Source organism: Serpens gallinarum (assembly GCF_014836765.1).
Taxonomy (GTDB): Bacteria; Pseudomonadota; Gammaproteobacteria; order Pseudomonadales; family Pseudomonadaceae; genus Serpens; species Serpens gallinarum.
Window position 1 is genome coordinate 303,649 of sequence record NZ_JACSQG010000002.1, and the last position, 22,691, is coordinate 326,339.

20 protein-coding genes and 1 pseudogene are annotated in these 22,691 nt (G+C 62.0%); 11 read left to right on the forward strand and 10 right to left on the reverse strand.

Features of this window, described 5'->3' with window-relative positions; genetic code table 11:
• Nucleotides 1-514: 514 nt before the first annotated feature.
• Both H9642_RS06675 and lafA read right to left on the reverse strand, forming a co-directional pair.
• Nucleotides 515-1,075, reverse strand: a complete 561-nt coding sequence (locus tag H9642_RS06675; protein ID WP_433962677.1) for a winged helix-turn-helix domain-containing protein — start codon at nucleotides 1,073-1,075, stop codon at nucleotides 515-517.
• A gap of 438 nt (nucleotides 1,076-1,513) precedes the next feature.
• Nucleotides 1,514-2,350: a lateral flagellin LafA gene (lafA, locus tag H9642_RS06680; protein ID WP_251835642.1), complete on the reverse strand. Its 837-nt coding sequence runs from the start codon at nucleotides 2,348-2,350 to the stop codon at nucleotides 1,514-1,516.
• A 327-nt stretch (nucleotides 2,351-2,677) separates the two neighbouring features.
• Here lafA and alkB point away from each other — a divergent pair.
• Nucleotides 2,678-3,346 (forward strand): annotated as a pseudogene (gene alkB, locus H9642_RS06685) (DNA oxidative demethylase AlkB).
• Between the two features lie 134 nt (nucleotides 3,347-3,480).
• Here alkB and H9642_RS06690 read toward each other — a convergent pair.
• Nucleotides 3,481-4,062, reverse strand: coding sequence for an RBBP9/YdeN family alpha/beta hydrolase (locus tag H9642_RS06690; RefSeq protein WP_251835643.1), 582 nt, complete (start codon nucleotides 4,060-4,062; stop codon nucleotides 3,481-3,483).
• A gap of 488 nt (nucleotides 4,063-4,550) precedes the next feature.
• On the opposite strand from H9642_RS06690, the gene oscA reads away from it, so the two are divergent.
• The 6 genes from oscA (at nucleotide 4,551) to H9642_RS06720 (ending at nucleotide 9,681) form a co-directional block, all read left to right on the forward strand.
• Nucleotides 4,551-4,733 (forward strand): sulfur starvation response protein OscA, encoded by a 183-nt coding sequence (gene oscA / locus H9642_RS06695; protein ID WP_251835644.1) that lies wholly within the window; start codon nucleotides 4,551-4,553, stop codon nucleotides 4,731-4,733.
• Between the two features lie 163 nt (nucleotides 4,734-4,896).
• Nucleotides 4,897-5,895 carry a sulfate ABC transporter substrate-binding protein gene (locus H9642_RS06700; protein WP_251835645.1) on the forward strand — a complete coding sequence of 333 codons (999 nt, stop codon included), beginning with the start codon at nucleotides 4,897-4,899 and terminating at the stop codon, nucleotides 5,893-5,895.
• 108 nt (nucleotides 5,896-6,003) lie between these two features.
• Nucleotides 6,004-6,822 carry a sulfate ABC transporter permease subunit CysT gene (gene cysT, locus H9642_RS06705; RefSeq protein ID WP_251835646.1) on the forward strand — a complete coding sequence of 273 codons (819 nt, stop codon included), beginning with the start codon at nucleotides 6,004-6,006 and terminating at the stop codon, nucleotides 6,820-6,822.
• Nucleotides 6,823-6,832: 10 nt separating this feature from the next.
• The gene (cysW, locus tag H9642_RS06710) at nucleotides 6,833-7,705 is read left to right on the forward strand and encodes a sulfate ABC transporter permease subunit CysW (RefSeq protein ID WP_251835647.1); all 873 of its coding nucleotides are present in this window, start codon (nucleotides 6,833-6,835) and stop codon (nucleotides 7,703-7,705) included.
• A gap of 5 nt (nucleotides 7,706-7,710) precedes the next feature.
• A complete protein-coding gene (locus H9642_RS06715; RefSeq protein WP_251835648.1) occupies nucleotides 7,711-8,697 on the forward strand; it encodes a sulfate/molybdate ABC transporter ATP-binding protein in 987 nt (328 codons plus the stop codon).
• 246 nt (nucleotides 8,698-8,943) lie between these two features.
• Nucleotides 8,944-9,681: a hypothetical protein gene (locus H9642_RS06720; protein ID WP_251835649.1), complete on the forward strand. Its 738-nt coding sequence runs from the start codon at nucleotides 8,944-8,946 to the stop codon at nucleotides 9,679-9,681.
• Between the two features lie 120 nt (nucleotides 9,682-9,801).
• Here H9642_RS06720 and argA read toward each other — a convergent pair whose 3' ends face one another.
• From argA to H9642_RS06740, 4 genes are all read right to left on the reverse strand, one after another.
• Nucleotides 9,802-11,100 (reverse strand): amino-acid N-acetyltransferase, encoded by a 1,299-nt coding sequence (argA, locus tag H9642_RS06725; RefSeq protein ID WP_251835650.1) that lies wholly within the window; start codon nucleotides 11,098-11,100, stop codon nucleotides 9,802-9,804.
• 79 nt (nucleotides 11,101-11,179) lie between these two features.
• On the reverse strand, nucleotides 11,180-12,364 hold the full coding sequence (argE, locus tag H9642_RS06730; RefSeq protein ID WP_251835651.1) for an acetylornithine deacetylase: 1,185 nt from the start codon (nucleotides 12,362-12,364) through the stop codon (nucleotides 11,180-11,182).
• 169 nt (nucleotides 12,365-12,533) lie between these two features.
• Nucleotides 12,534-13,799, reverse strand: a complete 1,266-nt coding sequence (locus tag H9642_RS06735) for an inorganic phosphate transporter (RefSeq protein WP_251835652.1) — start codon at nucleotides 13,797-13,799, stop codon at nucleotides 12,534-12,536.
• A gap of 38 nt (nucleotides 13,800-13,837) precedes the next feature.
• Nucleotides 13,838-14,515 carry a TIGR00153 family protein gene (locus H9642_RS06740; protein WP_251835653.1) on the reverse strand — a complete coding sequence of 226 codons (678 nt, stop codon included), beginning with the start codon at nucleotides 14,513-14,515 and terminating at the stop codon, nucleotides 13,838-13,840.
• Nucleotides 14,516-14,705: 190 nt separating this feature from the next.
• Here H9642_RS06740 and H9642_RS06745 point away from each other — a divergent pair, with 190 nt between their 5' ends.
• Both H9642_RS06745 and tfpB read left to right on the forward strand, forming a co-directional pair.
• Nucleotides 14,706-16,067, forward strand: a complete 1,362-nt coding sequence (locus H9642_RS06745; RefSeq protein ID WP_251835654.1) for a CYTH domain-containing protein — start codon at nucleotides 14,706-14,708, stop codon at nucleotides 16,065-16,067.
• Between the two features lie 233 nt (nucleotides 16,068-16,300).
• On the forward strand, nucleotides 16,301-18,085 hold the full coding sequence (gene tfpB, locus H9642_RS06750) for a type IV pilus assembly ATPase TfpB (protein ID WP_251835655.1): 1,785 nt from the start codon (nucleotides 16,301-16,303) through the stop codon (nucleotides 18,083-18,085).
• 27 nt (nucleotides 18,086-18,112) lie between these two features.
• Here tfpB and H9642_RS06755 read toward each other — a convergent pair whose 3' ends face one another.
• Nucleotides 18,113-18,829 carry a murein L,D-transpeptidase catalytic domain family protein gene (locus H9642_RS06755; protein WP_251835656.1) on the reverse strand — a complete coding sequence of 239 codons (717 nt, stop codon included), beginning with the start codon at nucleotides 18,827-18,829 and terminating at the stop codon, nucleotides 18,113-18,115.
• Nucleotides 18,830-18,977: 148 nt separating this feature from the next.
• Here H9642_RS06755 and H9642_RS06760 point away from each other — a divergent pair, with 148 nt between their 5' ends.
• Nucleotides 18,978-20,621, forward strand: coding sequence for a L,D-transpeptidase family protein (locus tag H9642_RS06760; RefSeq protein WP_251835657.1), 1,644 nt, complete (start codon nucleotides 18,978-18,980; stop codon nucleotides 20,619-20,621).
• A gap of 47 nt (nucleotides 20,622-20,668) precedes the next feature.
• Nucleotides 20,669-20,983: a DUF2388 domain-containing protein gene (locus tag H9642_RS06765; RefSeq protein ID WP_251835658.1), complete on the forward strand. Its 315-nt coding sequence runs from the start codon at nucleotides 20,669-20,671 to the stop codon at nucleotides 20,981-20,983.
• Between the two features lie 58 nt (nucleotides 20,984-21,041).
• On the opposite strand, the gene gcvH is transcribed toward H9642_RS06765, so the two are convergent.
• Nucleotides 21,042-21,425, reverse strand: coding sequence for a glycine cleavage system protein GcvH (gcvH, locus tag H9642_RS06770; RefSeq protein ID WP_251835659.1), 384 nt, complete (start codon nucleotides 21,423-21,425; stop codon nucleotides 21,042-21,044).
• Nucleotides 21,426-21,460: 35 nt separating this feature from the next.
• Entirely contained in the window at nucleotides 21,461-22,543 is a 1,083-nt protein-coding gene (gene gcvT / locus H9642_RS06775; protein ID WP_251835660.1) for a glycine cleavage system aminomethyltransferase GcvT, read from the reverse strand.
• Nucleotides 22,544-22,691 lie beyond the last annotated feature (148 nt).

The window sequence follows — 22,691 nt, forward strand, 5'->3', positions numbered from 1 at the left end:
ATCGGGCTGCGCCTCAGAAGGGGCGCGGAGCGACACCAGCTCGATTCCCACGCCGGAGCGCAGGAGCCATCTGATACGCAGTTACCCGCGCAGCCCGCGGCAGGGAGAACTCCTGCCTTCCGCCCTTTTGTTTGGGTGGGCTTGCGTTTAAGCCGTGCCATCGTCTTCGTCGCGAGGTCGCAACTCCCACACTGAACCTCTGTGGGAGGCCGCCCTCGCCAAGCGGCTGTAAGGGCCCGACATCGTTAGGGGCGCAGGACTGCTGATGCAAGCTGCCAGAAACGTGCCTAAGCGGTGAGTTATGCGGGCATGAAATTCGTCGGGCGGCCACGCCCGGCGCAAGTTGCGGGAGGAACGTGCGCCATGACACAGCCAACCCGCCTGCAACGAGCGTCACCGCCTTACACCAGTTGTAAGGTCGGTGAATAGAACGCTTGGGTAACGCCCCTTGCAACAGCTGGACAAAGCCAATGAATTCGCCCGTCACAGCAATGGCATCGTACGGCTTAAGACGTCACAGTCCTGGCAGATTGGCCGCACAGGTGGCGAGCAAGGGGGTGAAGCCAAGCAGTGCTACCAGTCGCCACCAGCTCGGCAGTTTGCGGCGGGTGTTGCTCGTGTTGCAGTCCAGTGAGGCCTGAACCGTAGCGGGCGTCTCGGCGGAAGAAGCCGGTAATACCTGCTCGACCTCGATATAGTCCGGGTTGAACAAATACCCCCGACGCGGCAGGGTCTGGATGATCTGCCGGCCTTTTTCGTCGCCGAGAATCTGCCGCAGCACATAGATCTGCTGGTTCAAACTGCCCTGGCTGACCACGCGGTCGGCCCAGGCGTAGCCGAGCAGCTCCTCGCGGGTTACCACCTCGCCGGGAGTCTGCAGCAGGCGCTCCAACACCCGGCTGCCGGCGAAACCCAGGTCGACACGTTCGGTGTCGCCTTGCTCGGGCTGCAGGCGCAACTGGTATTGCTGCGGCTGGAACAGGGCGCGGCAGGCGCTCCGGCCTGTGCGCAGCGTGAAGGAATCGGCAGACCAGGGGCTGTCGACTACGGCGTGCTGGAGGGCTTGACTGTTCATGGGCAAAGGTCACTAAAGGTGTAATGGGACGTGCGTCAAAAAAGTGATGCCAAGGTGAAGGCATAGAGGTGATAGCAAGGATCGTTCCCATTTTCTGTCGCCACGGGAAGATCTATTTCCGCTGCCGATGGCAGGGGGCGAATTCATTGCTCGGTAACAGCTTCGGCCCGAGGTCGAGCCTCCCACACAAGATAGGTGGCCAGCACGGAGTTTCACTGTGGGAGCGGCGACCTCGCCGCGAAGACGGGTCATGGCCGGAACACGCGGCTGTGCTCGGTAACAGCTTCGGCCCGAGGGCGGGCCTCCCACACAAGATGGGTGTCAGTTTTTACGCCGGGGTACGGTGTTTATGTGTGTTTAAACAAAACAAAAAACCCGCCGAAGCGGGTTTTTTGAGCGATTTCACCCGGGCGTCCCCGGGTGAAAAGGCGGCAGGGCTTAGCCCAGCAGAGACAGAGCCAGGCTCGGCATCTGGCTGGTCTGCTTGAGCATGGCGATGCCGGACTGCATGAGCATGTTGTTCTTGGCCATCGTCGCGCTTTCGGCGGCGAAGTCGGTGTCCATGATGCGGCCCTTGGCGGTGTTGGTGTTGTCCGCCATGTTGGCCAGGTTGTTGATGGTGTGGTTCAGGCGGTTGATGTTGGCACCCATGGCACCGCGTGCCGCGCCGACATCGGTCAGCAGAGTGTTCAGCTTATCAATCTCGCCCTTCGCGGCGCCAGAGGCGGTAATGTCGGTCGAGAGGGTAGTGACGTCAATAGCGTTAATATCACCACTGACGTCAATGTCCAGTGTTTCAGCGGAGGACGAGCCGATTTGCAGGGTCAGCGCTTGAACCAGTTTGCCGGTACCCGATGCGAACAGGTTGTTGTCAGCGCCGTAGCTGGTGTTAGCCAGGATGTTCGTCAGTTCAGCGCTCAGCTCGGTGTATTCAGCATCCAGGGCGGTGAGGTCGTCGGCGCTGTTCGTGCCGTTGGCGGCCTGGGTGGCCAGGTCCTTCATGCGCAGCACAACGTTGGTGAATTCGTTCAGCGCGCCTTCGGCGGTTTGCAGCAGGGAGATACCGTCCTGGGCGTTACGCATGGCAACGGCCTGGCCACGGGCTTGGGCGTTCAGGCGGGTGGCGATTTGCAGGCCAGCGGCATCGTCAGCAGCGCTGTTCACGCGCAGACCGGTACCCAGACGCTGCTGGTTGGTGCCCAGTGCGCTGTTGGTCTTGCTCATGTTGGTCTGGGTCAGCGATGCGGCGTAGTTGGTATGAATCGAGATGGCCATGTGGGCCTCCATCAAAAAATTGGCTTGGAAAGCTGGCTTCGATTGCCCGCTATACAGGTAGGGCGACGGACTTGAAGCAGGACTTAAATTATTTTGACGAATTATTTTTGGCGGGGCATTTGTAGGGGCGAATTCATTCGCCTGGCATCGGGCTTTCCGGCACCTGCGGGGGTGCGACGAACGACCCAGCTGATGCCTTTGAGTTGGTCGCGGCGGCTGTGTGGCCTGGGAGTCATGCGCCAGGCGAATGAATTCGCCCCTACAAAAGCGTTCGGCCATTGGTCACTTGGTGTTCCTTTGCCCCGTGTTGCGCAGGATCATGTGTCCATGAAAGTTCACACTCTACTGGGCTCCATCCCCGACCTGTTTCCCGAATCCACTCTGACCACCGAATGGCTGGGGCCAAGCGCCTGTGTGTTGCGCGAATTCGCCTTGCCCTACGTCGGCGATTTGTTGTCAGCGCTGGCTGATATCGAGACAGCTGCGCCCTTTCGCCATATGCAGGCGCCGGGCGGCTACAGCATGTCGGTGGCAATGACCAATTGCGGCGCGTTGGGCTGGACGTCGGACCGCCACGGCTATCGCTATGCCCCCGTGGAGGCGCTGACCGGCTTGGCCTGGCCAGTAATGCCCGAGGTGTTCCGGCGCCTGGCGCAAGCCGCTGCGGCCGAGGGGGGCTTTGCCGGCTTTGAGCCCGATGCCTGCCTGATCAATCGCTATGCGCCGGGCAGCAAGCTCTCGCTGCATCAGGACAAGGACTAGCGGGATTTCAGCGCGCCGATCGTGTCCGTGTCGTTGGGCATTCCCGCCGTGTTTCAGTTCGGCGGCCTAAAACGCAGCGACAAGACCCAGCGGGTGCCGGTGCTGCATGGGGATGTGGTGGTGTGGGGTGGCGTGGATCGCCTGCGTTACCACGGCGTGCTGACGGTGAAGGCCGCGAGTCACGCGGTGCTCGGCGCGCACCGCATCAACCTGACCTTTCGCAAGGCCGGCTAAACGCATGGCTTTCTTGTAGGGTCGACTTCACATCGGCTGCTTTGTAGGGCGCACAACCCGTATTCGTGGCGTCACAATAACGGTGTCCGCTCCAAAATCTGTGGCGACCGGTTACCCGCGCGGGCTGTGAAAAGTCAGGCGCGGCGCCGTGCCTGCTCGTCGATCTGTACCTGCAAGCGATACAGCCAGGCGAAGCCCTGCTCCCAGCGTTGGTGCCCGGATTTCACGTTGATATGCCCGACGCCACTGAGAATGCTCGCCTCGGCGCCCCAGTCGACGGCGAGCTGCAACGCACGTGCGGCAGTGGCTGCCGGATCGTTGTCCGAGCCAATCAACTGGCTAGGGAACGGCATCGTCTGGCGAGGCAGTGGAGCGAAATTGCGCAATGGCTCGGGGCAGTCGGGCCGTTCGACGTCCGCTGGCGCAACCAGCAAGGCACCGCGCACGCGACCGAGTAAATGTCGTGGTGCCTGTTCGGCCCAGTGCGCCACCGTTACGCAGCCCAGGCTGTGGGCGATCAGAATGGTTGGGCAGCCATCAGCAGCAATCGCAGCGTTGAGCCGGGCAACCCAGTCCTCGCGTCGCGGGGTCAGCCAATCGGCCTGTTCGACGCGAGCGCTGTTGGGCAAGGTGCGTTGCCAGTGGCTTTGCCAATGATCCACCGGTGAGCCATGCCAGCCGGGGACGATCAGGTAACGAATGAGGGAACTGGGCATGAGCCACCTCCGTAAAGGAATGGGTGGCAGTGTAGGGACAGCTGGTATGTCGGTGAAGGAATAAAAAGTTATCTTCTTATGCCTGATTTCATGCCGTCCCTATGGTCTGTGCTTCGGCGCCAAATCACGCGATGGATATCGCTGCGCTCCACCACCGTACGGCACCATACCGATTATCCCGGTCCCATGGGATCGTCCCGGAGTATCCCTCACGGCGGGCTTTCCGAGTATGCGCAAATCCATCCCAACAGCTCGCAGCGGGCGAGACTGCCTTACGCCACTCGCGCCATAGGCTGTTCCAAATTACTTCACCTCTCAGTAGTTCACCCACGATGACTTATCCCCGCACACATCCCAAGCGGCCATTGATATATGCAATATAAGAATATAAAAATTCTTAAATGGTATTTTTCAGAATATCACGTGATCTCTATATTCCGCTCCACGCCCTGGCCCACTGGTCAGGGTGCCGACCTTTCGGAGCCATCATGAGCGCAACCCTTCTCAGCCTCGACGGCCAGGACGATGCCACCCTGCTGCGTGAAATCCGCAGCGCCCTGCGTGATCTGCGCTTTGGCTCAGTGGAAATCACCGTGCACAACGGCCAAGTCGTACAGATCGAGCGCAAGGAAAAATTCCGTTTGCAGCATCAACCGGGCAAGCCTGCCTAAACACCCCAACGCTGAAGCCCGACTGGACCACCGGAGGGCGTGTATGAATCGAGACCATCAGATGACTACGCACCGGTACCGCAGCTGTCGCCCGCGAATGCGGAGCTGACACTCCTCCTCAAAAAATAGCCAAGACGTAAAAGAAAACTTCAGGAGCTGCACCATGTCCATTCGCCGTTTCGCTGTCGCCGCCCTGGCCAGCGCCCTGTTCGCCGCCCCGAGTTTCGCTGCGGACAAATTGCTCAACGTGTCCTACGACCCGACCCGTGAGCTGTATCAGGAATTTAACGCCGCCTTCGCCCAACACTGGCAAGCCCAGGGCCATGACAAGGTCAGCATCCAGCAGTCCCATGGCGGCTCTGGCAAGCAGGCCCGCTCGGTGATCGACGGCCTGCGCGCCGACGTGGTGACCCTGGCCCTGGCTGGCGACATCGATGAGCTGCACCGCCTCGGCAAACTGATTCCGGAAGATTGGCAAGAACGTCTGCCGGACGCCAGCACACCCTACACCTCGACCATTGTGTTCCTGGTGCGCAAGGGCAATCCGAAAGGCCTGAAGGACTGGGGCGACCTGGTCCAGCCTGGCGTGGAAGTCATCACCCCGAATCCGAAGACCTCCGGCGGTGCGCGCTGGAACTTCCTCGCCGCCTGGGCCTGGGCGAAGAAGCAGTACGGCAGCGACGAAAAGGCGCAGGAGTACGTGGCCCAGCTGTACAAGCAGGTGCCCGTGCTGGACACCGGCGCCCGTGGCTCGACCATCACCTTCGTCAACAACAAGATCGGCGATGTGCTGCTGGCCTGGGAAAACGAAGCCTTCCTGGCACTCAAGGAAGAAGGCGGCGATGCGCTGGAAATCGTCGTGCCGTCGCTGTCGATTCTTGCCGAGCCGCCGGTGACCGTGGTGGACAAGAACGTCGAGCGCAACGGCACCCGCGAACTGGCCAACGCCTACCTGAATTACCTGTACAGCGAGGAAGGTCAGCGCATAGCGGCGAAGAATTTCTACCGCCCGCGTAACGCCAAGGTGGCGGCCGAGTTCAGTCAGCAGTTCCCGGCCCTGGAGTTGGTCACTATCGACAAGGACTTCAACGGCTGGAAAGAAACTCAGCCCAAGTTCTTCAACGATGGCGGCGTGTTCGACCAGATCTACCAGGCGTACTAAGCGCGCCGGCTGCAAGCGACAGGTTTCACGCGGCAAGAGCGAGCCCATCTGGTTCCTGTACTTGCCGCTTGTGGCTTGCTTGTAGCTCAACCAGAGCGAACGTTGACCATGTCCATTCGAACGTCTCCCGTCATACCCGGCTTCGGGCTGACCCTGGGCTACACCCTGTTTTACCTGAGCTTCCTTGTGCTCATTCCACTGGGCGCCCTGTTCGTCAAAACCACCGAGCTAAGCTGGGACCAGTTCATCGCCATCATCAGTTCCGCGCGCGTGCTCGCCGCCCTCAAGCTAAGCTTTCTCACCGCTTTAGGCGCCGCGCTGCTCAATGGCATCATCGGCACGCTGCTGGCCTGGGTGCTGGTGCGTTACAGCTTTACCGGACGCAAGCTGATCGAGGCGCTGATCGATTTGCCTTTTGCCCTGCCCACCGCGGTGGCCGGCATTGCGCTCACGGCGCTGTATGCGCCCAACGGCATGATCGGCCAGTTCGCCACCAGCCTGGGCTTCAAGATCGCCTACAGCCCGCTGGGCATCACCCTGGCGCTGACCTTTGTGACCCTGCCGTTCGTGGTGCGCACTCTGCAGCCGGTGCTGGCCGACATTCCCAGGGAGGTTGAGGAGGCCGCCAGTTGCCTGGGCGCCAAACCCTTCCAGGTGTTCCGTCACGTGCTGGTGCCGGCGCTGGTTCCGGCCTGGCTGACCGGTTTCGCCCTGGCCTTCGCCCGTGGCGTCGGCGAGTACGGCTCGGTGATTTTCATCGCCGGCAATATGCCGATGAAGACCGAGATCCTGCCGTTGCTGATCATGGTCAAGCTCGACCAGTACGACTATGCCGCCGCGACCGCCATTGGCGTGCTGATGCTGGTGGTGGCCTTCATCCTGCTGCTGCTGATCAATCTGCTGCAGCGCTACATTCGCGCCCATTGAGGAGTCCGTCATGAGCAGTCTTTCCGTGGCAGCGCCCCTTACCGTCTTGAACCGCCCGGCCCCGCGCCACTGGGGTCGCATCACGCTGATTGGCGCGGCCTGGGCAGTCTTCGTGCTGTTTTTGCTGCTGCCGCTGGTCATCGTGCTGAGCGAGGGCCTCAAGCACGGCTTGGGCACCTTCTTCAACGCCATCTTCGAGCCCGACGCCATCGCGGCACTGAAGCTGACGCTGATTGCCGTGGGCATTTCGGTGCCGCTCAACCTGGTGTTCGGCGTCGCCGCCGCCTGGTGCGTGAGCAAGTATGAGTTTCGCGGCAAGAGCATCCTGGTCACGCTGATCGACTTGCCGTTTTCGGTTTCGCCGGTGATTGCCGGCCTGATCTATGTCCTGCTGTTTGGCGCTCAAGGCGCGCTCGGCCCCTGGTTGCAGGACCACGACATCCAGATCGTCTTCGCCGTGCCAGGCATTGTCCTGGCCACGCTGTTCGTCACCGTGCCCTTCGTGGCCCGCGAGTTGATTCCGCTGATGCAGGAGCAGGGCACCCAGGAAGAAGAGGCCGCGCGTCTGCTTGGCGCCAGCGGCTGGCAGATGTTCTGGCACGTCACGGTGCCGAATATCCGCTGGGGGCTGATTTATGGCGTGGTACTCTGTACGGCGCGTGCGATGGGCGAGTTCGGCGCCGTGTCGGTGGTGTCCGGGCATATCCGCGGGGTTACCAACACCCTGCCGCTGCATGTCGAAATTCTCTACAACGAATACAACCACGTCGCGGCGTTCAGCGTGGCCAGCCTGCTGCTGGCCCTAGCCCTGATCATCCTGCTGCTCAAGCAGTGGAGCGAATCGCGAATCAACCGCCAACGCCACAGCGGCGCGGAGGAATAAAACCTGTGAGCATTGAAATCCGCAACGTCCACAAGCAGTTCGGCGCCTTCCGCGCATTGAACGACATCAACCTGGATATCCACAGCGGCGAGCTGGTTGCCCTGCTCGGCCCGTCCGGCTGCGGCAAGACCACCCTGCTGCGCATTATCGCCGGCCTGGAAACCCCGGACACCGGCTCCATCGTGTTCCACGGCGAAGACGTGTCGACCCGCGACGTGCGCGACCGCAACGTTGGTTTCGTGTTCCAGCACTACGCGCTGTTCCGTCACATGACCATCTTCGACAATGTCGCCTTCGGCCTGCGCATGAAGCCCAAGCGCGAGCGCCCGGATGAGGCCACGATCGCCTCGCGGGTCAAGGAATTGCTGGAGATGGTGCAGCTGGACTGGCTCGGCGACCGTTACCCGGAGCAGCTGTCTGGCGGCCAGCGCCAGCGCATCGCCCTGGCCCGTGCCCTGGCGGTGCAGCCGAAGATCCTGCTGCTTGACGAGCCCTTCGGTGCGTTGGATGCCAAGGTACGCAAGGAGCTGCGTCGCTGGCTGGCGCGCCTGCATGAGGACATCAACTTGACCAGCGTTTTCGTCACCCACGATCAGGAGGAAGCCATGGAAGTGGCCGACCGCATCGTGGTGATGAACAAGGGCGTGATCGAGCAGATCGGCTCGCCGGCCGAGGTCTACGAGCATCCGGCCAGCGATTTCGTCTACCACTTCTTGGGCGACGCCAACCGCCTGTATGTCGGCACCGAGCACCACGTGCTGTTCCGCCCCCACGAAGTGGACCTGTCCCGTAGCCAGCTGAGCGATTTCCTCGCCGGCGAAGTGCGCGACATACGTCCGCTCGGCGCCATTACCCGGGTGACCTTGAAGCTCTCTGGGCAGGAAGAGCCGATCGAAGCCGAAGTGGCCAAGGACCACGACAGCCTGGTTGATTTGAGCCGTGGCCAGACGCTGTACTTCAAACCCAAGGCCGGTGTGCCGCTGCATCCCTGACGTAGAGGCATGTAGGGTGGACAACCGCTGTTAGTTGTCCACCTGTCGGTGCCCAAGGTGGATGTAAAAAAAGCGACATCCCCCCTACAAGGCGCCTGCATGGCGTCATGTGAGAGCGCCAGGCCAAGCCGGTCACAAATCATCTTTTCGACTGACTCTTTTCGTTACGGCGAGCGCTAAGCTGGGGACCACGTCATTCCAAGCCACTGGGCTGACGGCTCACAACAATAAAAAAAGGAGCATCCCATGCCAACGTTCGTGGTTTCACTGCGCCGCCTGGCGGCTCTTTTTCTGGGCCTGTTGATGATGGCGCCGCCTCTGGCGTTTGCTGCTTTGACGCCGGTGGAAACTGTTCAGATCCAGGCCACGCGGGCTACCGGCAGTCTGTTACTGCTGCGTGGCGAAGGATTTCAGAAAGACCATCAGCTGCGGCTGGAGGATGACATCCAGGCTTTGCAACGGGCCATGCAGGCGCTGCAGTCCGACGAGACGCTGTACCGCCTGCACCTGCAATTGATCGAAGAGTTGCGCCGTGGCGTGGCGTTCGGCCCAGGGGAAGACAGCATGCCCTGGCGCTATCCGGAAGAACTGGCCCGTGCGCTGCGCGATTTCCTCAGTGCCCTGCGCACGCATCCTTCCGCCTCGCCCACCGAGGTGGCGGCCAAGGTCGAATACCTCGCCGTGCAATACCTCAGCCGCGCCTATTTTGGTAATTTCGAGATCGCTCGCGAACAGCCGGATACCTATCTTGGGCAGGATGAACGCAAGCTGGTGCCGTTCATTGATCAGGAAATGCAGGGGTTGGCCGAGGATAATCCGAAGCTGACCAAGATCCAGGCACGCTGGCAGTACCTGCGCGTTGCCCTGCTCGACATGAACAGCCAGAGCAGTGCGTTGGTCAGCGCTTCCGGTCGGCCTTTTGCGCCCACTACCGTGGACCGTCACGCGCGCGCCCTGAGCGAGGAATGGATGGCGTTGGAATAAGCCTCGCCTTGGCGTTGAGCGAAGCGATACCCAGCGCATTAAGGCGATGGGTATGGCGTCGAGCAGCGTGTTAAAGCCGAGTGCCCTGTCACGCCTCGGGCTTGATGCTGGCCGCTGCTTTTAAAGCCCTTTTTCAAACACTTTCGAGTTGCGCTGAAAGTTGTATAGCGAAGCGCGGGCCGCCGGCAGGCGTTCGACGCCGCTGGGTTTGAAACCGCGCTCCTGGAACCAGTGGGCAGTGCGGGTGGTAAGCACGAAAAGGGTCTTCAACCCCAACGCACGGGCGCGTTTCTCGATGCGTTCCATCAGCACGTCGCCGCGCTGGCCGTGGCGGTAATCGGGATGCACGGCCAGGCACGCCAGTTCGCCCCAGTCCGAGTCCGGTATGGGATAAAGCGCCGCGCAGGCAATGATCAGGCCTTCGCGCTCGACGATGCTGAATTGTTCGATCTCGCGCTCCAGCATCTCCCGTGAGCGGCGCACCAGGATGCCCTGTTCTTCCAGCGGGCGAATCAATTCCAATAGGCCGCCAACGTCGGCGATGCTTGCTTCGCGCACCGCCTCGAACTGTTCCTGGGCCACCAAGGTGCCGCCCCCTTCACGGGTGAACAGTTCGTTGAGCAGCGCGCCGTCTTCGGCGTAACTGACTATATGACTGCGCTTGATACCACCGCGACAGGCCTGGGCGGCCGCATCCAGCAGCTCGGCCTGATAGCTGTTACCCAGGCGCTTGAGGTGGGCCGGAATCTGCTGTGGGCGCAGTTCACGCACCAGCGTGCCCTGTTCGTCGAGCAAGCCGCGTTCGGCTCCGAACAGCAGCAGCTTGTCGGCTTCCAGATCAATGGCTGCGCGAGTGGCGACGTCCTCACACGCCAGGTTGAAGATTTCCCCGGTGGGCGAATAGCCCAGCGACGACAGCAGCACGATGCTGCGTTCGTCGAGTTGGCGATTGATGCCCTTGCGGTCGATGCGTCGCACTTCGCCGGTGTGTTGGTAGTCGACGCCCTCGACGACGCCGATGGGCCGTGCGGTGACGAAATTGCCGCCGGTGACACGTAAGCGCGCGCCCTGCATCGGCGAGGCGGCCATGTCCATGGACAGGCGCGCTTCGATGGCGATGCGCAATTGGCCGACCGCGTCGATTACGCACTCCAGGGTTGCCGCGTCGGTGACGCGCAGGTCCTGGTGAAAGCGCGGCGTCAGCCCGCGCTGAGCAAGACGCGCTTCGATCTGCGGGCGCGAACCGTGTACCAGCACCAGGCGTACGCCGAGACTGTGCAGCAGAACCAGGTCGTGGACGATATTGCCGAAATTCGGGTGGGCGACGCCGTCGCCGGGCAGCATGACCACGAAGGTGCGGTCGCGGTGGGCGTTGATGTAGGGCGAGGCATGGCGCAGCCAGTTGACGTATTCGTGCATGGGAAGCCTTTTGCGTAAGCGGTCGATGAGCAAGCGGAAGACAGTAAGCGGCTTTATCGTCGAAGCTGCGGCTGCACGGTCAGTCTCCTGTAGGCAAGGTGGCGCTGGCATCCATGGACATTGGGCGCAGGCAGTAATGTTCGATCAGTTGGCGCAGGATACGCACGGTGGGTTCGAGGCGCGCCAGCTCCAGGTATTCGTCCGGCTGATGGGCGCAGGCGATGTCGCCCGGGCCCAGCACAATTGTCTGGCAGCCAAGCTGCTGAAGATAAGGCGCTTCGGTGCCGAACGCCACCGCTTCGGCGGCCTGTCCGGTCAGGCGTTCGGCCAGGCGTACCAGTTCGCTGTTGGCAGTCTGCTCGAAGGGCGGCACCTCGGGAAACAATGGGGCAAAGTCGATGCGCACCTGGTGCCGCTCGGCCAGGGGCTGCAGTTTGCTGTGAATTGCCGCGCGCAGCTGCTGCGGGTCCATGCCCGGTAGCGGGCGTAGGTCGAACTCCAAGGCGCACTGGCCGCAGATGCGGTTGGGATTGTCGCCGCCGTGGATGCAGCCGAGATTAAGCGTAGGCACCGCCACGTTGAACAGCGGGTTGTGGAATTCGCGTTGCCATTGTGCGCGCAGTGCAAGGAGTTCGCCCATGGCGTCGTGCATGGCTTCCAAGGCGCTGTGGCCATAACGGGGGTCGGACGAGTGGCCGCTCTGGCCGAGGATATTCAGGCGTTCCATCATCACGCCTTTGTGCAGGCGAATTGGCTTGAGTCCGGTGGGTTCGCCGATCACCGCAGCGCGGCCTAGCGGTCGACCGGCGGCAGCCAGGGCGCGGGCCCCGGACATCGAGCTTTCCTCATCACAGGTGGCGAGAATCAGTAGCGGCTGGCGGAAGGTCTGGTCGAGCAGGCCCTTGACCGCTTCGATCACCAGCGGAAAAAAGCCCTTCATGTCGCACACGCCCAGACCAACCCAGCGGCCGTCCCGCTCGGTCAGGCGCAAGGGATCGCTGCGCCACAAGGCGGCATCGTAAGGCACGGTGTCGCTGTGTCCGGCCAGCACCAGGCCGCCTGGGCCTGTGCCATGGCTGGCCAGCAGGTTGAATTTTCCGGGCGTAACCTCTTGCAGTTCGCAGACGAACCCCAAGTCGCCGAGCCAGCCGGCCAGCAACTCGATCACGGCAAGGTTGGATTGGTCCAGGGCCGCCTGGGTGCAACTCACCGAGGGCGCGGCGATCAGCGCGGCGAACTGGTCTTTCAGCGAAGGCAAGGGCATAGGGGGCGACTCTCTCGCAGAGGCCCTCATCATAGCAACAGGCTTCAGGCGTCGGTTGGATTAGCGAAGCGTAATCCGACAACCCGAAGGACATGCATCCCCCGGATTACGCCTTCGGCTAATCCAGGCTACGAGCTTGCGGCTCGTAGCTTGGAGCTTGCAACTGCTCTTACAGGAAAATCAGCGACATGATTTCGAAGTAGATGATCGCCAACAGAGCGCCAATCGGCAGGGTCACGACCCAGGAGGTGAAGATCTTGCCGACCACCGACAGGTTCAATGCGCCGATGCCGCGTGCCAGGCCGATGCCCAGTACGGCGCCCACCAGGGTATGGGTGGTGGAGATTGGCAGGCCGATGCCTGACGCAGCGACCACGGTGCTGGCGGTGGCCAGTTCGGCGGCGAAGCCACGGCTGGGGGTCAGCTCGGTGATGCCCTTGCCGATGGTGGCAATCACTCTCCAGCCGTAGGTGGCCAGGCCGACCACGATACCGAAGGCGCCCATCAACAGGACCCAAGCCGGAACGGGCGATTTGCCGCCAACGACCATGTCTCCGCCGGCTTCGATCACCCCGACCACTGCCGCTAATGGGCCCACGGCGTTGGACACGTCGCTGGCGCCATGGGCAAAGGCCATGGCGCAGGCGGTGAAGATCATCAGCACGGAAAACACTTTTTCCACACTGGCGTACTGGAACGTGCGGTTGGCTTCGGGGTCGAGCTTGATGCGCGTCAGCAGGGCAACGCCCAGCAGGCAAACGGCAGCACCGACGCCGATAGAAAAGAGCACGCTCTGGCCCACGCTAAAGTTCAAGCCAACGTGTTTCAGACCCTTGGTGAAGGTCATCAGCGCCAGCATGAAGCCGGTGAGGAACATGTAGACCGGCACCCAGCGCTTGGCGTTCTGGAAGGGGTTGTCAGTGTCGATGATCAGCCATTGCACGCTTTTGAACAGTCCCCAGGCGAGGATTCCAGAGAGAAGCGGTGTAACGATCCAACTAGAGACAATGGGTACCAGTCCGGCCCAGTTCACGGCATCGACCGACACGCCAACCGAGGCGAAGCCGATGATGGCACCGACAATCGAGTGGGTGGTGGAGACCGGCCAGCCGCGCAGGGAGGCGACCAGCAGCCAGGTACCGGCGGCGAGCAGTGAGGACAGCATGCCCAGCACGAACAGGTCGGCGGGAATCACATCGGCGGCGACAATGCCGTTCTTGATGGTTTCAGCGACCTGGCCACCGGCCAGGTAGGCGCCGAGAAACTCGAACACCATGGCGATCAGAATCGCCTGTTTGATGGTCAGTGCCTTGGCACCCACCGAAGTACCCATGGCGTTGGAAACGTCGTTGGCACCCACACCCCAGGCCATGAAAAAACCGAAGCAGCAGGCCAGCACGAGGAGTACGAAGCCGTAGTCCGCGACAAGAGACATAAAAAATTACCTGTAGATTCCAGAAAGGAAGCTGGCGCCTAGCGCGCCAGCAGTTGTTCCAGTCGGTTGCCGACACGCTCGGCACGGTCGGCGATGTCGCCGACCCAGTCGATGATCCGGTAGAGGAACATCACATCGACGGGGGGAAGGTCCTTCTCCAGTTTGTACAAACCGCGACGAACTTCGATCTGCTGACGATCGGTCTCGTTTTCGATAGCTTCCAGTTCCTCGACCATGCGCTCCACAATCGTGGCTTCGCGGCCCGAGAATCCGGTTTCCAACAATTCGTCCAATTGATCCATGGCCTTCAAGGCCTGGGCGCTGGCATCCACGCAGCGGCGCACGTAGGCAAGCATCTGCGGCTGGATGGAGTGGGGAATGGTCATCTGGCGGCCCAGCATCAGGCCGGCGATGTCCTTGGCCCGGTTGGCCACTTTGTCCTGCACGCTGAGCAGATCGAGCAAGTCGGAACGCGGCACAGGCAGAAACAGGCTCTTGGGCAGGTGCATGCGCACACTCTTCTTGAGCTTGTCGGCCTCGCGCTCCAAACGCACCATTTCCTGCTGCACCTGTTCTACACGCTCCCAATCTTCGGCCATGACGGCCTCGAAGAAGGGCACCAGGTTGGCCGCACATTCGTGGGCCTTGGCGATGTGTTGTTGCATCGGCCCGATAGGCGACCGACCGAACAGACTGGCAAAGGGATTGACTGGCATTAGGGAGAACCCTAGGTCGAAAAGAGGCGGCAAGTATACGGGGCACTGCGAGCCCTCGCTAGCGTAGGTCATCGAACAGTAATGCCTGTATGCTAGACGGCCCTTGTCAGGCCGCGAGGCGGTCTCCCTGACTGCAGTACGTTCGCCGTCTGTTCCCGCCCTCTCATCGTGACACCGAGCCCGCCACCGCATGAACAAAGAAACCGAAATCAAGCTGCGCGTCAGCCGTGAAACCCTGACCGCCCTGCGCGAGCACCCGCTGCTGAAGAAGCGCAACAAGAGCGGCTGGCAGCGCGGCGAGCTCTCCAATCAGTATTTCGACACGCCCGCCCGCGACCTGGCCCGCGCCCATGTCGCCCTGCGCCTGCGTCGCGACGGTGAACAACTGATCCAGACGCTGAAGAGCCGCGGTCAGAGCGTCGCAGGGCTTTCTGAGCGCAACGAGTGGGACTGGTACCTCGATACCCCCGCGCTGGACCTGAGCAAGCTGGCGGACGATTGCTGGCCGGCGGCCTTGGCCGACCTGGACAAACAGCAGCTCGCGCCGCTCTTCACCACCGATTTTGTTCGTGAAAAGGCGGAAATTGCCTGGGGCCGTGGCAAGGCGAAGGTGGTGATTGAGGCGGCGTTGGACCTGGGCAAGGTGATTGCCGGTGAAGGCGAAGAAGAAATCTGCGAGCTGGAACTGGAGCTTCGCCAGGGCGAGCCCGCAGCGCTGCTGGAACTGGCTGCCGAGCTGGCCGCCGATCTGCCGTTGATGCCCTGCGACATCAGCAAGGCCGAGCGCGGCTACCGACTGTTCGATGCCAACAGCTACAGCCTGAGCCTGCCGACGCCGCAGATTGAGGCCCAGCAACCGCTGGACGATGCCTTTACTGTATTGGCCTGGTACCTGCTGGGCAGCAGTCAGCGCCTGGCGGAGCAGTACCGTTTTAATGGCCACTGGAAGCTGCTCGAGCAGTGGCTTCAACACTTGCTCGACCTGCGCGCATTGCTCGGCAGTCTCGGCCAGGCCGTGCCGCGCGCCAGCAGCCGTGAGCTGCGCGAAGCGCTGGATGCATTGATCGGTGACTGGCGTCCGCGCCTGAGCGCCGGTCGCGATGACGCCCAGGTGCGTCAGGCGGCGCCAGAGCTATTCGCTGCCGAGCTCGGCGCGATTCGCTGGGGCCGCTTCTCATTGCTGGCCTCGCAGTGGCTGCTGAGCCGCGCCTGGACCACAGCGCGCAACGAGCGCGGTGCTCGCGCCGGCGCCGCACCGATCGAACGCTGGCTCAACCGCCTGTTCAACGAGGAAATTACCGCCCTGCCGCTGGAGCGCTACCAGCGCCAACCGGGTGACCTGGCTGAACAGTTGCCGCGTCTGGAGCGCATGCTCGCGTGGCTGCGCCTGGCCCGTGGTGCGCTGAACATTCCCGAAGCCGACCGCCTGTACGGCGAGCTGCACAAGTTGCATGAGCTGGCAGTCGCCCCGGCCGACGACGCCGTGCTGGCAGCACGCGCCGAGCAGGTGCAAACCGTATGGATGCTCAAGGGCTGGAAAGCCTTGAAGTAACCGCGCGTAAAAATCCTTTCCTTGGCGCGACACGCGCCTCGTGGCAGGGCGTTGAGCGAAGCGATACCCATCACAGACCCCGGATGGGTATCGGGAGTCGAATATCGCGGACCCGCCCGCTCCTGCATCCGGCTCCGCCGCCCTCTGCTCGGACTGTGCAAAGCCGCAAGGCGTGGCCGAGGACGACTCGTTAAGCTGCGCCGATCCGTTTGCCGCAGTCCGAGGCCTCGTCCATGTCCACTTTCGCTCCTGCCGCCCCCGACCGCTGGCTGGACCTCAACGATGTGTTGCGCGAGCTGGTCGCTCAGGGGCGGGTGTCCCAGGAAAGTGCCGAGCAATGCCTGGCCATCCGCCGCGGCGCCGCCAATCCCCAGCAGCACCCGCTGGAGTTTCTCGCCACTCAGCAGCTGGATGATCTGACTCGGCCAGGTCGCATGCTGGATCTGGAAAGCCTGACCTTGTGGTTGGCCGAGTGGGCCGACCAGTCCTACCTGCGCATTGACCCCTTGAAGATCAATGTCGCCTCGGTCACGCCACTGATGTCCTATGCCTTCGCCCAGCGGCACAAGATTCTCGCCGTGGCGGTGGACAGCGAAACGGTCACCATCGCCAGCGCCCAGCCGTTCGTGCATGCCTGGGAAGCCAACCTGACCCATGTGCTCCAACGGCCGATCCGCCGCGTGGTGGCCAATCCGGCGGATATTCAGCGCTTCACCACCGAGTTTTACCGCTTGGCCCGTTCGGTGAGTGGCGCCACGGCGGTGGATCAGAAATTCAGTGGCCTGGGCAACTTCGAACAGTTGCTCAGTCTCGGCGCTACCGATCAGGAGCCGGACGCCAACGATGCGCACATCGTCAACATCGTCGATTGGCTGTTCCAATACGCCTTCCAGCAGCGCGCCAGCGACATCCATATCGAGCCACGCCGCGAGCAGGGCACGGTGCGCTTTCGCATCGACGGCGTGCTGCACAACGTCTACCAATTGCCGCCGCAGGTGACCATGGCGGTGGTCAGCCGCTTGAAATCGCTGGGGCGGATGAACGTCGCCGAGAAGCGCAAGCCGCAGGATGGCCGGGTGAAGACCAAGACGCCCGAGGGCAACGAGGTGGAGCTGCGGCTTTCAACGCTGCCTACGGCGTTTGGCGAGAAGATGGTGATGCGTATCTTCGATCCGGAAGTGCTGCTAAAAAGTTTCGATCAGCTTGGTTTTGGCGCCGACGACCTGCGTCGTTGGCAGAGCATGACCGGTCAGCCCAACGGCATCATCCTGGTGACCGGGCCGACTGGCTCGGGCAAGACCACTACGCTGTACACCACACTCAAGCAGCTGGCGACGCCGGAAGTGAACGTCTGCACCATCGAGGACCCGATCGAGATGATCGAAGGCGCCTTCAACCAGATGCAGGTGCAGCACAACATCGAACTGGGGTTCGCCAGTGGCGTGCGTGCGCTGATGCGTCAGGATCCGGACATCATCATGATCGGTGAAATCCGCGACCTTGAAACGGCCGAGATGGCCATCCAGGCGGCACTTACCGGCCATCTGGTGCTGTCCACCCTACATACCAACGACGCCCCCAGCGCTATCACCCGTTTGCTGGAACTGGGTGTGCCCCATTATCTATTGCGCGCCACGCTGCTTGGCGTGATGGCCCAGCGCCTGGTGCGCACCCTGTGCCCCCACTGCAAGGCGCCGGTGGAGTTGAACGCCGAGGATTGGCAGACCCTGACCAAACCGTGGAACGCGCCGCTGCCCACGGGTGCGCATCGTGCGGTGGGTTGCCTGGAATGCCGCGACACCGGCTATCGCGGGCGCGCCGGGGTCTACGAAATCATGCTGCTGGATGATCACCTCAAGCCGCTGATCGGTGCCGATACCGACCTGATCGCCCTACGCCGGGCCGCCTTCAAGGACGGGATGCGCAGCTTGCGGTTGTCCGGCGCGCAGAAAATTGCCGCCGGACTGACCACCGTGGAGGAAGTGTTGCGGGTCACCCCGCAGAGTGAGCAACGGTAGCGCTGACGAAACCGTGGCTGATGCGGATCAGCCTTTGCGCGGACCGGCGGCAATGATGCTCGCCACCCGCTGCGGTTCGCAGTTCAGGTAGGCCGAGGATTGCAGCCACTCCTGGTCGGGGTACCAGGAAAACATGAATTGCCCGCCCTTGAGGCTATCCACCACCATGCGCGCCACTTCCGGGCGTACCGCCGGACAACCCCAGCTGCGGCCGATGCGCCCCTGCTTGGCGATCCAGCTTGGGTCTACATAATCGGCGGGGTGAATGACGATGGCCCGTTCACGGGCGCGGTCATTGATGCCGGGCTCCATGCCATCCATGCGCAGTGAGTAGCCGTGCTTGCCCCGATAGCTCTCGGCTGTACGGAACAGACCCAGGCTCGATTGATGACTGTTGACCTGGTTGGAGAAGCGCGTGGCATGGTTTTGTCCGGACTTCTGGCCGTGGGCCACGTACTCCTTGAGCAAAACCGTTTTCTTGTCCAGGTCGAAAATCCACAGCCGCCGCTGACTGGACGGCAGCGAGAAATCGATCACCGCCAGCCGCTCGGCAGGCGTGGCGCCATGGTTGACCGCACATTGCATGGCCGCCACGGCATGGGTGAGTACCTGACGGTCGAGCTTGGGCGCGACCCTGGCCAGGCTGTCCACCAGGGGTTGATACGTCGGTTGAGCTGCCAGAAGTGGCGTGGCGCACAGGGACAATCCCGCAGCGCAAAGCAGGCGTCGAATAACGCGAATCATGGGCAAAGGCCTCGTTGGTCAGTCTCCTGACGTCCTGTCTTGTATCGCTGGCTACCTGCCTATACTCCTTGAGGACTCTTGTTGTTCACGGGTCCGCCCTTTTGAGGGTGCGACCGTCTGACTGTCCAAGTGAGTGCGGAGCGATGTCTTGGATAAAAAACGATCGGCAGTTTATCTGAGTGTCTGGTTGTTGACGGTTCCGCTCGTCGCAACGGCTAAAACGGACGCCCCCATCGCCACCACTCCACTCCAGCAAATCCTGGGACGGTTGCCGGGCAGCTGCCAAACGACCCCGCCGGGGCTTGATGAACAGGCCCGCCAGCGCTTGCAGGCTTTCTACTTGCCATTCGCCTTCACCCCGCTGTGGAGCGACCCGCGCAGCTTGAACAACTTGGTGGAAGAGCTGGAGAAACTGGCCGATGATGGCCTGGACGCGGCCTTCTACCAGCCGGCGACGCTGCGGCGAATGAGCCAGAATGGCGGCGCCGATCCACGCTGGCTCGCCTGCCTCGACATTCTAGCCAGTCATGCCTATCTGCAGGCTTTGCAGCATCTCGTCCATGGGCGGCTACCACAGGCGCAATTGGAGCCTATGTGGCGTGCGCAGCACACGGATGAAGCCCTGACCGTGCAGACGCTGGCGTTGCTGGGCGTTGATGACGTACACAGCGCGTTCGAACGGGCTCGTCCATCGCTCGATCACTACCAGGCGTTGCGCGCTGCCTATGTGCGAATGCGGGACAGCCCGCTGCCGCCCTGGACGCCAGTGCCGCCCGGCCCCCTGCTGCGACCAGGCATGCAGGACAGTCGAGTGCCCGCCTTGCGTAGCAGCTTGATTCAGGCGGGTTATCTGACGTCCTCGGTGCTCGAACTGGAAAAAGGCGGCGAAGGGCTGCGCTATCAATACGCGCTGGTGGACGCGGTAGAGGACTTTCAGCGCCAACATGCGCTCAAGGTGGATGGCATCGTCGGCCCGGGCACGCTGGACGCGCTCAATATCAGCCCCGCGTCGCGGCTCGATCAATTGCGCGTCAATCTCGAACGCTGGCGCTGGTACGCCCGCGACATGGAGAGCCAGCTGCTGCTGGTGGATATCGCCGGAGGGCAGTTGAGCTACTACCGCAACCGGATGCCTGTCTGGCAGACGCGCGTACAGGTCGGTCGTGCGGAGCGGGCCACGCCGCAGCTCAAGTCGATGATCGAACGGCTGACCCTGAACCCGACCTGGACGGTACCGCCGACTATTTTGCGCGAAGACAAACTGCCGGAAATCCGCCGTGACATCGGATTTTTGGCCCGTCACCAGATGCGTGTCTTCGACCAGTATGGCAACCGACTGAACCCTTATCACGTGGATTGGAACAATGTGCGGGGTTTGCGCCTGCGCCAGGATGCCGGGCCGAGCAATCCGCTGGGCAAGGTGGCGGTGCGCTTTGCCAATCCCTTTGCGGTCTACCTGCATGACACGCCCAGCCAGCAGCTGTTCTCGGAAGCGCAGCGTACGTTCAGCTCCGGTTGTGTACGAGTCGAAGGTGCCCTGACGCTGGTGGATCTGTTGCTCAGCGAGGGCGAGCACGAACGGGTGACGGCACTGTTGGAAACGGGCAAGACCCATGAGTACCGACTGAACCGACCGCTGCCCATCCTCATGGCGTACTGGACTGCTGAAGTCGATGCCAGTGGTCGGGTGCTGTATCGCCCCGATATCTACGGACGTGATCCTGCCTTGCGTGCGGCCTTGAATGCGGCTTCACCTCGAGAACAGGCGGGAACTCACCTGCCGCAGCGGTAATCTGAACAAAGGTAAGTATTTTCTTCAGTTTTGCAGGAGCTGCTGCCATGCGCCGCACGCTATTGATGTTCAGCGCTATCGCGTTGGGTGTGTCCGCCACTTCGCTGAGTGCGAGGGATTGGAGTGATTACGCTACGTCGGCTGGTATTTCGGCCTCGCTGTATTCCACGCTCAAGGATGACAAGGTCGTTTCCGCTGCCCAGGACGATGCCAGCGCCTTCGTCGCCAGCGGCGGCACCCTGCGTGGCGCCTACCTCGACGCCGCGCTGCAGCAGGTGCGTGAACAGTATCCCGACCTGCGGGTCAATGACCTGGAACTGGCCACTGCGATCCTCGCGTATCCCCAACAGTTTGCAGAATAAGCGTCCAGAAACGCCAGAGGCCGCACTAAGGCGGCCTCTGGACGCGATGCACGGTGGGTCAGGCGTCAACTGAGGCCTGGTAGCCAGCGGCATCCAACAGGTTATCCATTTCGGCAGTGTTCTGCGGCTTGAGCTTGTAGAACCAGCTCTCATAAGGATGGCTGTTGATCTGTTCGGGGCCGTCGACCAGCATCGAGTTCACCTCGATCACCTCGCCGCTAATCGGTGCGTAGATGTCCGATGCGGCTTTTACCGACTCGACTACCCCCGCTTGCTGTCCGGCAGCCAATTGTTGGCCCACTTCGGGCAGTTCGATGAACACCACATCGCCGAGGGCGTCCTGGGCATGGTCGGTGATGCCGATGGTCACGGTGCCATCGGTTTCCAGGCGCGCCCACTCATGGCTGGCGGCATAACGCAGATCAGCGGGGATAGTGCTCATGTCATGTCCTCTCTGGTTGGCGATATCGCCGATGATCAAATCAATACTTTACCGTGTCGTACAAATTGCGCTCGTACAACCCGTACGGGAAACCATTTGCCACGAATTTCCACTTCCGCCCGCTCGCCGGTGGCCATCGGCACCCGCGCCAGGGCAATGGATTTACCCAGGGTTGGTGCAAAGCTGCCGCTGGTGATCTCGCCATCGCCCAAGCCTTCGACCCGCACCACTTGATGGGCGCGCAACACGCCGCGCTCCTCCAATACCAAGCCGACCAGCTTGCTCGGCACGCCGCTGGCAAGTTGAGCTTCCAGCGCGGCGCGGCCGATGAAGGCTCGCGAGGCCGGCTCCCAGGCGACGGTCCAGGCCAGATTGGAGACTAGCGGTGAAACCGTTTCATCCATGTCCTGGCCATAAAGATTGAGCCCCGCTTCCAGACGCAGCGTGTCACGCGCACCCAGGCCAATTGGCGCTATGCCGGCACCGACCAATTCGTTGAAGAAATCCGCCGCATCGTCGGCCGGCATCATCACTTCCAGGCCATCCTCGCCGGTGTAGCCGGTGCGGGCAATGAACCAGCCGCCTTCTTCCAGGCCTTGGAATGGCTTGAGTTCTTTTATCAGTGCCGCGCGCGCGACGGTCACCAGCTGGCTGAGCTTGGCGCGTGCCTGCGGCCCTTGAATCGCCAGTATGGCCAGATCGCGGCGTTCATGCAGCGTTACATCGAAGGATGGACTGTGCAGATGAAGCCAGCCGAGAATTTTCTCCCGGGTGCTGGCGTTGCTGACCAGCCGGTAGCCGGACGCCGTGAGGTATACCAGCAAGTCGTCGAGTACACCGCCCTGCTCGTTGAGCACCACGCTGTACAGGGCCTTGCCGGGCAGGTCGAGCCGGGCGACATCGTTGGCCAGCAGGTGTTTCAGGAATGCTTCGGCGTTAGCGCCGCCGACATCCACTACGCACATGTGCGAGACATCGAAGACGCCGCATTCCTGTCTGACCTGGTGATGTTCTTCGACTTGGGAACCGTAATGCAGCGGCATCTCCCAACCGCCGAAATCGGTCATCTTGGCTCCCATTGCCAGATGCAGAGCGTACAGGGGCGTGCGTTGACCCATGGAAACCTCCTTGCCGGACGTGGCGCCAAAACAGGCGCAGGCTGCGTCGAATGGCGCGCATTGTAGCTGCACGTACAAAGCAGGTCACGGCAACTCATCCGTAAGCGGAAGAGGCGCACTGGGATACGGGCGTTTTTTTGCTGCCCGT